This is a genomic window from Bacillus sp. THAF10 (genome assembly GCF_009363695.1).
Classification (GTDB): Bacteria; Bacillota; Bacilli; order Bacillales; family Bacillaceae_I; genus Sutcliffiella_A.
This window is the reverse complement of sequence record NZ_CP045403.1, coordinates 760,819-772,356: the sequence shown is the minus strand read 5'-3', so window position 1 is coordinate 772,356 and position 11,538 is coordinate 760,819. Positions and strand designations below refer to the sequence as shown.

At 39.2% G+C, this 11,538-nt stretch carries 13 protein-coding genes and 1 pseudogene; 5 read left to right on the top strand and 9 right to left on the bottom strand.

The genetic code is table 11. The annotated features are described in order from the left end of the window. Positions 1 to 51: 51 nt before the first annotated feature. The 4 genes from FIU87_RS04125 to FIU87_RS04110 all read right to left on the bottom strand — a co-directional run bounded on the left by FIU87_RS04125 (position 52) and on the right by FIU87_RS04110 (position 3,079). Positions 52 to 1,020, bottom strand: a complete 969-nt coding sequence (locus FIU87_RS04125) for an N-acetylglucosamine kinase (RefSeq protein ID WP_152443418.1) — start codon at positions 1,018 to 1,020, stop codon at positions 52 to 54. 77 nt (positions 1,021 to 1,097) lie between these two features. After that, on the bottom strand, positions 1,098 to 1,802 hold the full coding sequence (locus FIU87_RS04120) for a hypothetical protein (protein WP_152443417.1): 705 nt from the start codon (positions 1,800 to 1,802) through the stop codon (positions 1,098 to 1,100). A gap of 11 nt (positions 1,803 to 1,813) precedes the next feature. Further along, positions 1,814 to 2,560: a type I methionyl aminopeptidase gene (gene map / locus FIU87_RS04115; protein ID WP_152443416.1), complete on the bottom strand. Its 747-nt coding sequence runs from the start codon at positions 2,558 to 2,560 to the stop codon at positions 1,814 to 1,816. Between the two features lie 138 nt (positions 2,561 to 2,698). Further along, a complete protein-coding gene (locus FIU87_RS04110) occupies positions 2,699 to 3,079 on the bottom strand; it encodes an OsmC family protein (protein ID WP_152443415.1) in 381 nt (126 codons plus the stop codon). Positions 3,080 to 3,384: 305 nt separating this feature from the next. On the opposite strand from FIU87_RS04110, the gene FIU87_RS04105 reads away from it, so the two are divergent. Both FIU87_RS04105 and FIU87_RS04100 read left to right on the top strand, forming a co-directional pair. Then, positions 3,385 to 4,566, top strand: a complete 1,182-nt coding sequence (locus FIU87_RS04105) for an MFS transporter (protein ID WP_367643909.1) — start codon at positions 3,385 to 3,387, stop codon at positions 4,564 to 4,566. A gap of 5 nt (positions 4,567 to 4,571) precedes the next feature. After that, positions 4,572 to 4,883: a hypothetical protein gene (locus FIU87_RS04100; protein ID WP_152443414.1), complete on the top strand. Its 312-nt coding sequence runs from the start codon at positions 4,572 to 4,574 to the stop codon at positions 4,881 to 4,883. Between the two features lie 127 nt (positions 4,884 to 5,010). On the opposite strand, the gene FIU87_RS04095 is transcribed toward FIU87_RS04100, so the two are convergent. From FIU87_RS04095 to FIU87_RS04085, 3 genes are all read right to left on the bottom strand, one after another. Next, entirely contained in the window at positions 5,011 to 5,940 is a 930-nt protein-coding gene (locus FIU87_RS04095; RefSeq protein WP_253905560.1) for an IS3 family transposase, read from the bottom strand. Between the two features lie 17 nt (positions 5,941 to 5,957). Next, positions 5,958 to 6,278: a transposase gene (locus FIU87_RS04090; RefSeq protein ID WP_152443397.1), complete on the bottom strand. Its 321-nt coding sequence runs from the start codon at positions 6,276 to 6,278 to the stop codon at positions 5,958 to 5,960. A 362-nt stretch (positions 6,279 to 6,640) separates the two neighbouring features. After that, positions 6,641 to 7,078 carry an SRPBCC family protein gene (locus FIU87_RS04085; protein ID WP_152443413.1) on the bottom strand — a complete coding sequence of 146 codons (438 nt, stop codon included), beginning with the start codon at positions 7,076 to 7,078 and terminating at the stop codon, positions 6,641 to 6,643. 221 nt (positions 7,079 to 7,299) lie between these two features. Here FIU87_RS04085 and FIU87_RS04080 point away from each other — a divergent pair, with 221 nt between their 5' ends. Beyond that, positions 7,300 to 7,449, top strand: a complete 150-nt coding sequence (locus FIU87_RS04080) for a BH0509 family protein (protein WP_152443412.1) — start codon at positions 7,300 to 7,302, stop codon at positions 7,447 to 7,449. 351 nt (positions 7,450 to 7,800) lie between these two features. Then, a pseudogene (locus FIU87_RS04075) lies at positions 7,801 to 9,645 on the top strand (heavy metal translocating P-type ATPase); the annotation flags it as partial. A gap of 223 nt (positions 9,646 to 9,868) precedes the next feature. On the opposite strand, the gene FIU87_RS04070 reads toward FIU87_RS04075, so the two are convergent. Both FIU87_RS04070 and FIU87_RS04065 read right to left on the bottom strand, forming a co-directional pair. After that, entirely contained in the window at positions 9,869 to 10,687 is an 819-nt protein-coding gene (locus FIU87_RS04070; RefSeq protein ID WP_152443410.1) for a YihY/virulence factor BrkB family protein, read from the bottom strand. A gap of 53 nt (positions 10,688 to 10,740) precedes the next feature. After that, entirely contained in the window at positions 10,741 to 11,100 is a 360-nt protein-coding gene (locus FIU87_RS04065; RefSeq protein ID WP_152443409.1) for a YtxH domain-containing protein, read from the bottom strand. Between the two features lie 181 nt (positions 11,101 to 11,281). Here FIU87_RS04065 and FIU87_RS04060 point away from each other — a divergent pair, with 181 nt between their 5' ends. Continuing rightward, a complete protein-coding gene (locus FIU87_RS04060) occupies positions 11,282 to 11,506 on the top strand; it encodes a DUF1128 domain-containing protein (protein ID WP_152443408.1) in 225 nt (74 codons plus the stop codon). Positions 11,507 to 11,538 lie beyond the last annotated feature (32 nt).

The window sequence follows — 11,538 nt, the reverse complement described above, 5'->3', positions numbered from 1 at the left end:
CAGAAGAACAGAAAATTTAACATAATATACAAAATACCTAGTACAAAATCACTATTTTTTTCTTTCCAAATTCTCTATAAACTCACCTGTAATCTCTCTATCCGCGAATTTAAGTCCTCCATAAACAGTCCCAAGAACAGGTTCACCCGTTGCTAGGCTAAACTTGAACGGCAAGCTTTCTTCTGTAACTTTTTGTTGCAGATAGGATATCAATACAGATGAATGCTTAATTATTCCGCCTGTTAAAACAATAGGAAATTGACTCACCATCTCTTTTTTGCTATCAGTCAACCTGTGGAAAAGTAGTTTTATATCCTTCAACAACACCTCAGCAGCATTTTCCATAATACTTGTGCACACTTTATCCCCAGTATTTGCTTTATCCACCACGATTCTCGCTACGGAAGCCACACGATCACGAGTTTTCCCCAACTCATAAACAACAGGAATTAATTCTGTAACGGAGCCTACCTGAAAATGGGCTAATACTTCATCTGAAAGCTCACAGCTATCTTTTCCTTCGTCAAAGCTAGTAAACACATATTCTAATAATCGTTTTCCCACAGTAAATCCACTGTATCCATCGTTAATTAAATATCCCCAACCACCAACTCTTGCACGCTTTAACTCCTCATTTATCCCAAATGCAATAGAGCCGGTGCCGCTAATACAGACGATTCCTGCTTCTCCCTTGGTTTCTGAATAAAGGGCGGTTATGGCATCATTGTCAATCATAATCTTTGGAGCATTTCCCAAAAGCTCCTCTAGAATTTGTTGAAACCATTCCTTCTTTCCACCACTTTCCGCTCCAGATATACCAGCAAACACAATATCTTCTTTTCCTAGCTTACTAGTAGAAAGCAGCTCCGCAAACAGAGTTGAGAGCTCCTTTTTTATCGCTAATTCATCTGCACTGTTAGGATTGGTCGGCCCCACCGTTGCAAGCCCCAACACCTTTCCATAATCATCTACTGCGATCCCCGTTGTTTTTGTACCTCCACCATCAATTCCAATAATCATGACTTACTCCCCTTCGTTGTCTTTCATTCTTTAATTGTACAGTGAAAAAGACCAATCCACTATGAAAGATCGGTCTCCTAAACATCAATTCTCGTATCCAAATCCACTTCCAAGCACTCTAAATTAGGGTTAGATAACAAAGCGGTGATTAAATTCTTACTTCCGCCTACAAGGGAATATTCTAGATCATAACCTGTAAAGACACACCAACTTTTGTCCTCTGGCCACCAAGAAGTCGGAGACCCTAAACCACCCATTTCACCGATTCTAGAAAGAGGTAGTACATCATTCAATCTACCTGAATATAGATGCTCCCCGATATCTTCTGGCTGTGCATAAATAGTTTTTAGCACTTCATAGTAAAAATAACATTCCTGATCATTTGTAAAAGCACGTAACTCTGAAACAACCTCCTTTAACTCATCCGTGTCCAATTTTCCTTCATTACCATAAATAAGGTAGCGTGGATAACCTCCAAGCTTTTTCTTAATTGCTCTTGAATTGATTTCTTTTGTGTAAGGAATTTGATACTTATCCACAACTGCTTTCAAGGTTATTTTTTCACCAGATTCAACTTTATCAACATCAGGGTCACACTCGAAGTAAAAAACATTTTCATCTGTAAAATTTTTATCCCGAAACAACGGGTTAAAAATTTTACAATAGTGTGAATATCGCTGAGGTAATAAATGTGATACATAAATTCCTTTATCCCAATCTATTTCGAGCGTTTCGTCTTTTATCCATTGATATGGTGTTAATTTTTCTAATCTTTTTACCATCTCTTCCTCCTCTATTGCTCAGTCAAAATAATCGGGCCATCCTTCGTAATCGCAATCGTGTGCTCATACTGTGCGCAAAGCTTTCCATCCATAGTCCGAGCTGTCCAGCCGTTCTTATCAACCTTAGAATGCCACGTGCCTTCGTTTACCATCGGCTCAATCGTAATGACCATCCCTTCACGCAGTCTTACTCCTCTGCCCGGATTGCCAAAATGAAGAATTTGCGGCTCCTCGTGAATGGTTCGGCCGATTCCATGTCCAGTGTAATCTCTTACTACCGAATAGCCTTCTCCTTCTACAAACGTCTGAATGGCATGGCCAATATCACCTAATCTATTTCCTGCAACTGCCTGTTCAATGCCTTTATACAAAGATTCCTTTGTCACTTTCATCAAATTTTTTGCAGCCTCACTCACTTCTCCGACGGCATAGGTCCAGGCAGAGTCCGCTAGTGCACCTTTTAAGTTGACGACAAAATCAATCGTGACAATGTCTCCATTTTTAAGAGGAGTTTTACGCGGGAAGCCATGGCAAATCTCATCATTGATAGATGCACAGGTGGCGTATTGATAGCCACGGTAACCATCTTGTTCTGGTTTTGCTCCGTGTTTTTTCAAGTACTCTGCCACAAAATCATTTATTTCCATTGTTGTTATACCAGGCTGAATCAACTTCGCCAGCTTTTTATGACAATCAGCCAATAGCTTACCAGCTTCCGCCATCATCTTAATTTCTCGTTCCGATTTTAAAATAATCATACGCTCAATCATCCTTTTAGGAAGTATTTTTGCAGTATTTTAGTTTATGCCATTAGTAAGAAGTTGGTTATATGTATTCTTTAAACGGGTCATCATTTCCTTTTTTCGTACAAAAAAAGCCACCCAAAATCAGGTGACTCACACTAATTCAAACGTTTCTTCAATTTTGATGCTGTCTTTTACAGACTGTGCCATCGGGCAATTTTTACTTGCAAGCTCAATAGCAGAGGAAATTTTACTTTCATCAAGATCCTTGCCCTTAATCGTGTAATGGATATGTATTTCTTCAATTCGGTTTGCTTCTTTTTCATTGCGGGTTACGTTTGCCTTCATCGAGATGTCTTCAATTTCCATGCGTTTTTTACTTAGAATGGTTCGTAATACACCACCACTACAAACTGCAATGGATGAAACCATTAACTGAAATGGGCGAAATCCGTGTTGTTCATCGCCTGCAACTTGCAATTCACCAAATTCTAATTCTGTGCTAAATCCTACTTCCTTCATTTTAAATTCCATGTGACTGTCAGCTCCTTTCTTCCACAATAGCAAAATCTATCCGTTTTCTGCTAGTTTTTTTTTTGAATAGGCTCTTTTCTATTATCCAGGAAGAAGTCGGAATTAGGACCTTTTCCAATAACACAATCAAGAGATATTGCCACCCTTTTAAAACTACTACCCAAGAAAAGAGCACGACAGCAACGATAATTACGGAAATTCTCATAATACGCAGAGCAACAAAGTTTGCGAAAACAGCCTTTCAATATATTATCCATTCCAAAACCCTCACATTTTATGTAGAATTAGGAGTGGAAAAAATACCGATAGGCAGGTTGCAACTTATGAATCGTTTTCGTTTTTGGATCCTAGTATCCATCGTAGCAGTATCAGGCTTTAGCCAGGGCATGCTGCTTCCGTTAATCGCCGTTATTTTTGAAAACAGTGGTGTTTCCTCCACTTTGAATGGATTGAATGCTACTGCGTTGTATATTGGAATATTATTGGCTTCTCCCTTTATGGAACAGCCTTTACGGAAATATGGCTACCGTCCAGTTATATTGATTGGAGGCTTGTTAGTCGTCGTCTCGCTTGCGTTGTTTCCTTTATGGCAAAGCTTTTGGTTTTGGTTCTTCTTACGATTACTAATAGGAATTGGAGATCACGCATTGCATTTCGCAACCCAAACCTGGATTACTTCTTTTTCCGCAGAAAATGTGCGAGGACGCAATATTTCGTTGTATGGGGTGTTCTTTGGGATTGGCTTTGCCTCAGGACCCTTGATGACTCCGCTCGTGAATGTCAATCAAGCCTTGCCATTCATACTATCTTCACTTCTATGCTTTATTGGCTGGTTATTTTTATTCTTTTTGAAAAATGAACTTCCGGAGCAGGAGGTTGGGGTGAACTCGTTCTTTGACACTATCAGACGATTTCGCAAAGCATGGAAATATGGCTGGATCGCTTTCCTTCCACCTTTGGGGTACGGGTTTTTAGAAGCGTCATTAAATGGTAGCTTTCCGATTTATGCGCTGCGTTCAGGAATAGATGTTGGAGTCGTTTCCATTTTGCTCGCCTCCTTTGCAGTTGGTGGGATCGTTTTTCAAATTCCACTTGGAATGCTTAGCGATAAGTTTGGACGCCGAAATATTTTGTTGATCATTCTTTCTCTTGGCTGCTTGAGCTTTATTGTAGCAAGCTTTTTAGAGCAAACCATCGTTGGGCTTGCTGTATGTATTTTTATTGCCGGAATGTTAGTTGGTTCTACCTTTTCACTAGGAATTAGTTATATGACCGATTTGATGCCGAAAAACCTTCTCCCGACTGGTAATTTGATGTGCGGCATTGCCTTTAGTTTAGGAAGCCTTGGAGGGCCATTTTTTGGAGGATTATTCATACAGTTCTTCAGTGGCGTGAGCTTTTTCCATATCATTAGCTTTTTGCTGTTCGTAATCTTTCTACTGACTTATACTTATGGGCAGCGTGGATTAGTGGCGGTGAAGGGGTAGTTTTTATGAAGTGCGGGGTGGAATCTCGAGAGATTGATGTGGGTGAGCTAAGGAATTTTCAGGTAGCCGTTGGAATATCAGCCAAACTTGGCATTTATCAGCCGTTTTTGCGATTTATCAGCCAATACGGCTACTTTTTCAGCCACTTTTGCGATTTATCAGCCAAAACGGCTATTTTTTCAGCCACTTTTGCGATTTATCAGCCAATACGGCTACTTTTCAGCCACTTTTGCGATTTATCAGCCAATACGGCTACTTTTTCAGCCACTTTTGCGATTTATCAGCCAAAACGGCTATTTTTCGGTTCAACCCCCTAAGTTTGGACACATACTACTATTTACTAGGGTTATCTCATTATTTTAATCTTCTACCGCGCTTGCGCTTGGTTGCCCCGAGAAGAAAGGTTAAAGTGAATCGCTTTAACCTTTCTTCTCGGGGTAAACGTTACATCGTTAGCTCTACTGGATCCATGGATTTTGCCAACCATTTGGCATAATACTCACTTGGACTGTAGTCGTTTAAACTGCCGTGATACCTTCTATTATTATAAAATTCAATATAAGCATCCACAGTATTAAACGCATGATCAAAAGTTATAAATTCGTTTTTCTGATAACATTCTCTTTCAAGCACACTATGAAAAGACTCTATATAAGCGTTCATATTTGGTGATTTTGGTGGAATTCGTTCGTGTTCGAATTTATCCTCACTAAACTGTTGGAAATGGTTGCTGATAAACTGAGGGCCATTATCTGAACGAATAATGAGTCTACTTTCCCCTTGTCCAACTTCTTCAGCTGATGTCATTTTGACACCACGTTTCATCATAGCTTTCATCAACATCTTGGTAACTTTAGTCGCTTCACACGTCTTCCCAAGATAGTACCCCACAATCTTTCGATCAAACACATCTATTGCGCTCACAAGATAGAAAAAACGGCGAGAATTCATCACATATCCATATTTAATATCTACTTGCCACAACTGATTAGGACCTGTAATCTTACGATTCTTTGCGAGTCTGCGTAGGTGTTTCTGCTTCTTTTCCCTTTGAGGCATCAAGATATCAAGCTCTTTACATAGACGATACACTTTCTTTTTGTTGATAATGAGATGATGTTTTCTTCTTAAAGCTTTTGTTAACTTCCTATATCCGTATATCTCTTCTTCCCCTTCGATAAGCTGCATGAGATACACTTTGATTGACGTATCTTTTACTTTCTTTTTCGTCTTTCTGTTCAGGGAATAGCCAGGTATAGGTCTTCCCCCTGTAGGAACCTTAGCTTTTGGTGGATTGGCCAAACGGTAATAATAAGTAGAACGAGTAATGGAAGCATACTTTAATACACGGCTGGCAGGGAATCCCTCGTCAATCCACTCTTTAGCGAAAGTTATTTGTTCCGAAAGGTTGGTAAGTTTTTTTTTACCATTTGGCGAAGCATCGCTACCTCTAGTTCTTTTTCACCTAAAAGTTTCATGGCATGGTCATACTTCTTTTGAAGTTCTTGAGTAGAAGTAGACTCTGAAAGTGGCCTAACACCGTCTTTTTCCATCTCTGCTTCTATTTCATCGCGATACTGTCTTATCCAATTACCTAGAGTAGAACTGCTCACTCCAGTTTTCCTAGCGATAAAAGCAGTATTCCCAGATTCAAGTGCCATTCTCACATATTGCTTTTTTACATCTTCCATCGGTCCATTACGTTTACTCATTTGGACTCCTCCTTTGATACTTCTATGATAATATCTTTTGAAGTAGGTGTCCAAATCAGTTAGGGGGCTAAATAGTTTTCAGCCACTTTTGCGATTTATCAGCCAAAACGGCTACTTTTTCAGCCACTTTTGCGATTTATCAGCCAAATGTCATAAACCGACAAATTTCGCCACGCGCGACACGCCACTCCCTCCTCCTTCGCTCCTCCCAACTCTTTTACTTCACTGGAACAAACGCTCTTCTGTCTGCATACGTTTTACAAAGCGAACAACAGTGTATCTTTTTGCCCTTTTCCAAGTAGGTAAAATAGGGTCTTACCTTTCTTTTGCAAAAGTAACATTTCTTTTTGAAAAACACTGTTTTAGCTCCCCTCTAATATGCTCTTTATCTTTTTCAAATCTCTTTGATTGGCTTTCTTCATCATCGTAGCCATGAAAGGAGCAAAAACTTTCGAAAACCCCTTAGGTTCACCACGATTTTGCAGCGTCATCTTCGTACTATCCGAGGTGACTTCGAACCACTCATACGTCGTTTCCATTGGAAATGGTCCTTCAGCAGTCCTCATAACTAGCTTTTCTCTTGGTATAAACTCGACAATCTCATAGGTATACTCAAGCTTTTTTCCTAAAAACTGTGCACAAAACGCAACCTGAGAGCCTAATTTCAATGGCTTTTCTGTTTTCCATTCCACACGTTGAATATTGTCATACCATTTAGGTGCATGGTCTGGATTAGATGCATAGTCTGCCACCTTCGATTTAGGGCAGTTAATCACTACTTCTGTCTTAACATCGACCAACTTCCGTTCCTCCTCATTTTCTCCATATCACAATCCTATTTTCTATTCTACCCTAAATGAACGTAAGGACAAATTACCCATTTCAAAAAAAAATTTAAAAAACAGTTCCCTTTCCGAGATTACTGTTATATAATACTATTAATAATAATCAAACTGTATTAATACAAACGAAGCAGAGGGACGGTTCTCCTGCTTCTAACCAAACGAAGGAGGAAAAAGAAATGAGCAGACAGGAACGTAAAAACATGATTCAATTTATTGAAGTAATGAGAAAAGCAGATCGTGAGACACTTGCACTAATGACGGACGCGGACATTGAGCACATGTATAACAATGTTTATGAACAAATGATGATTCAGGATAGTTTATAATACGATTGAGACTGTCACCCTCCTATTTAATGGACGGTGGCAGTTTTTTTATTTTTTTGCCCATCTCCTTTGAACATATTCTGCCCCTTATACATAATGTAAGCTTACGGTGATAAATTACTGGCAATTCTCAATTAAATAATCTATAATAAACATTAAATAATAATAAATATAATTAATTGAAAATTACTCTCAATACAAAAAAACGTATAAGTAGTGCTGCTATCAATAATTGATGGCAGCATTCGTCTTTTAATCAAGGTATTGATGTTGATTATTTTTCTCAATTAGGGGGATAAGAAAATGAGCGAAACAACAGCTGTAGTAAAAAAAGGAAGCTTTTTCACCACACATATTGAACTAATATTTGCGATCACTTCTGGAGTTTTTATTTTTGCTGGATGGTTATTGCTGAAACTGGAGATTTCAGCTGTTGCTGTTCCTGTATTCATACTGGCCTACCTTATCGGTGGTTTTTTCAAAGCAAAGGAAGGTCTAGAGGATACCATTGCAGAAAGGGAACTCAATGTAGAAATGCTGATGATTATTGCAGCAATTGGTGCAGCTATCATTGGATACTGGATGGAAGGCGCAATTCTAATATTTATTTTTGCGTTAAGTGGTGCATTAGAAACGTATACATTAAACCGCAGCCATAAGGAGATTTCTGCGCTGATGGACATCCAACCAGAGGAAGCAGTACGTCTGGTTGAAGAAAAAGAAGAAACTGTTCATATCTCCGAGCTGAAAATTGGAGACCTTGTTCTAGTAAAGCCAGGGGAGCGTATCCCAACAGATGGTGAAATTACTAGTGGAGAGACTGCCATTGATGAGGCGGCCATCACAGGAGAATCCCTCCCTCTTGAAAAGCAACCCGGTGATAGTGTTTATGCAGGTACGATGAATACCAATGGATCTATTGTGGTTGAGGTGACTAAGTTATCCACAGAAACATTATTTCAAAAAATTATAAACCTTGTACAAAACGCACAAAGTGAAAAGTCTCCTTCACAGCAATATTTAGAACGTTTTGAAGGCCCATATGTAAAAATTGTGCTCGGTGTTGTGGCATTAATGATGTTTCTGCCGCACTTCTTGCTGGATTGGAGCTGGAATGAAACTTTCTATCGCGCCATGATTTTGCTTGTTGTTGCATCCCCATGTGCACTGGTGGCTTCCATCATGCCTGCGACCTTGTCAGCAATATCAAATGGTGCCCGTAAAGGAATTCTATTTAAAGGCGGAGTTCATTTAGAAAACTTGAGCCACTTACAAGCCATCGCTTTTGACAAAACCGGTACACTTACGAAAGGAAAGCCAGAAGTAACAGATGTACATGTGCGGGATGGCATGACGAAAGAGGAGTTTTTGTTTCTTGTTGGCTCGATTGAAAGCTATTCGAACCATCCTCTCGCACAGGCTATTACAACCTATGCCAAGAAAAATACTAATAGAGCGCTCGTGCGTCCAGAGCAGTTAGATGACAAGGCAGGGTGGGGTGTGAAAGGACGCCTGCAAAACACTGAGTATTTTATTGGCAAAGCTGATTTTGTAGGAAAAGAATTAGCAGCGGATTTTGCTAACGGACTTGCCACTGATTTCACCTCCTCAGGTAAAACTGTTGTCTATGTAAAGGACAAGAAAGGAATAGTTGGGATCCTTGCACTTAAAGATGTTATTCGAAAAGAAACAGTGCAAGCCATTAACCTGCTACACTCCCTAAATGTTAAATCGATTATGATAACAGGAGACAGCGCAGAAACAGCAGAAGCAGTTGCGAAGGAAGCTACCATCGAAAAATATGTGGCGGATTGCTTACCAGAAACAAAAGTAAACACCTTAAAAAATCTGAAAGAAGAATACAAAATAGTTGGGATGGTTGGTGACGGGATCAATGACGCACCTGCGCTTGCCACAGCAAATGTTGGGATTGCCATGGGAGAAGGAACGGACGTAGCGCTTGAAACGGCAGATGTTGTCTTGATGAAAAATGATTTAGAAAAAATTGCAGAAGCCATAAAGCTTTCCAAACGAATGAACAGAATTATCAAGCAAAATGTCATCTTTTCTATTGCGGTCATCATGCTCCTAATTTGTTCTAATTTCTTTCAAGTCATCGATTTACCTTTTGGAGTAATTGGGCATGAAGGTAGCACCATACTTGTTATTCTAAACGGATTGCGACTATTACGATAAAAAGCAGCAGGTTTGAGCCTGCTGCTTTTCTTTTAATGGTAGCCGTTTTGGCCGTTCGCACTGCCTGAAGTTTTATTCTTCGGCTTATGCTTTGCGTTTTGTTTTGTACCGCCATCTTTTTTTGACTGCTTTGCCATGAAAGTTCCCTCCAGATTTGTTAGAGTGTCTTTCATGACTAGAATTCCCTTTATCCCATAAACCGTTACGCGGAAATTGGTGGGACTTACGGTCTTTTATGGGTCATTAACAACGTTGCGTTTATTTCTCCTCCAATAATAATCATCAGCCCGGAGAGGTAAAACCAGATTAACAAAACAATGATACCACCAAGGCTCCCATACATTGCCGTATAATTACCAAAGTTGCTAACGTAGTATGAAAATAATACTGATACAGTCATCCATCCGATGGTTGCAAATAGAGATCCTGCCAGCACATCTCTTAGACGTAAGTGAATGTTAGGTGCTGCAAGATAGAGACAGATAAAGACAAAAAGTAAAATGAAAAAGCTAACTCCCCACCTAATAGTGTTCCAAATGGTGATAAACTCATGGGACAAACCATAAGAAGAGAAAATAAATAATCCTATTTCCCGTCCAAAAACAGGCAATAACAAAGCAACGATTATGACAAACACCATTGCCAGAGTCAACAAAACAGCGGTGCCCCTAACAATGAAAAAGTGCCTGTTTTCATTCACATCAAATGCTCTGTTAAAAGCCCGGACAATCGCATTAATACCGTTTGATGCAAACCAAATGGTAGCGATAATCCCGAAGGACAATAGATCGCCACGTTGCTCATTCAAAATTCTCGACACATTCGTTTCAATTAATCTCATCGATTCTCCAGGAGCATATTGACGAATAACACCAAGCACGTCCTCTTGAGTGATAGGAACATAGGCAATCAACGTGAGAACAAAGATAAGAAATGGAAAAAGTGATAATAAGAAAAAATACGCCAACTCTGCTGACATTCCTAACGCTTCATTGCGGTCAAGGCGCTGAAGCAGTTGCTTTCCAAAACGTAATATTCCCATCCACCTTCCTCCAACACGAATTTATTCTCTATTCTATGGTGAGCACGTCCCTTTTACGACAGATTTTTGTTTTTTGACTCACCTGGAGAATCTAAATGCTTTGCTATCACTTCTTTTGTTTCATTAACAATTTCCAGCACTTGCGGAGTTGTTTCTTTTAGTTGATTTACTTTTGAACGCAAATAATCAATATCTTTTGTCACGTCATCAACCGTTGTTTTTAAGGTTTGAATACGTTGTTTAACGTCATCCGCTATTTCCTGTGGGTGCTGGACGGCATACTTTATTTTTCCACCAACACATCTGCCATTATGTATGACAGTTTCTCTGGTGTTCTTATCTAGTAATGTGAAGGCACCTCCAACAAGCGCACCGATAAGCATTCCGTCCAATAATTTATTTCTATTCCCCATGAAAATCTCTCCCTTTCATTTTTTATTTTCAGCTAAAATCACTTACCCTTATTATAAACAACTTTCGATTTTTCCACGACTCTTGTAGTGGCATAAACCGGACTTATTGAAAGATTGTTACTTATTTCTTACGTTTCGTGTTAAAATAGGACAAACACGGTACGAAAGGACGTTTTTACTCATGAATCTAACTGAAAAATCAACTGAAAATGTAGAATATATGATTGAAGCCATTAAAGGAAAGTTAAAAGTGTTAAATTTAGGTGCCATTAAACCTAGTCACTTTGATGAAGAAATGTATGAAGACTTAAAGGATATTTACGATCTTGTGATGAGAAAGCCATCCTTCAGTCCAAATGAAATGCAAGCTATTGCAGAAGAGCTTGGAAATCTTCGAAAAAAATAATAACCTTTACTTATGGACAAGTTTAGTACTCA

What these genes read in the sequence shown, in the direction of transcription:
- FIU87_RS04110 (WP_152443415.1), bottom strand. Translation starts at nt 3,079, where the DNA reads ATGGAATTTAAAATGAAGGAAGTAGGATTTAGCACAGAATTAGAATTT.
- FIU87_RS04120 (WP_152443417.1), bottom strand. Translation starts at nt 1,802, where the DNA reads ATGGTAAAAAGATTAGAAAAATTAACACCATATCAATGGATAAAAGAC.
- FIU87_RS04065 (WP_152443409.1), bottom strand. Translation starts at nt 11,100, where the DNA reads ATGGGGAATAGAAATAAATTATTGGACGGAATGCTTATCGGTGCGCTT.
- FIU87_RS04070 (WP_152443410.1), bottom strand. Translation starts at nt 10,687, where the DNA reads ATGGGAATATTACGTTTTGGAAAGCAACTGCTTCAGCGCCTTGACCGC.
- FIU87_RS04090 (WP_152443397.1), bottom strand. Translation starts at nt 6,278, where the DNA reads ATGAGTAAACGTAATGGACCGATGGAAGATGTAAAAAAGCAATATGTG.
- FIU87_RS04125 (WP_152443418.1), bottom strand. Translation starts at nt 1,020, where the DNA reads ATGATTATTGGAATTGATGGTGGAGGTACAAAAACAACGGGGATCGCA.
- map (WP_152443416.1), bottom strand. Translation starts at nt 2,560, where the DNA reads ATGATTATTTTAAAATCGGAACGAGAAATTAAGATGATGGCGGAAGCT.
- FIU87_RS04060 (WP_152443408.1), top strand. Translation starts at nt 11,282, where the DNA reads ATGAATCTAACTGAAAAATCAACTGAAAATGTAGAATATATGATTGAA.
- FIU87_RS04080 (WP_152443412.1), top strand. Translation starts at nt 7,300, where the DNA reads ATGAGCAGACAGGAACGTAAAAACATGATTCAATTTATTGAAGTAATG.
- FIU87_RS04100 (WP_152443414.1), top strand. Translation starts at nt 4,572, where the DNA reads ATGAAGTGCGGGGTGGAATCTCGAGAGATTGATGTGGGTGAGCTAAGG.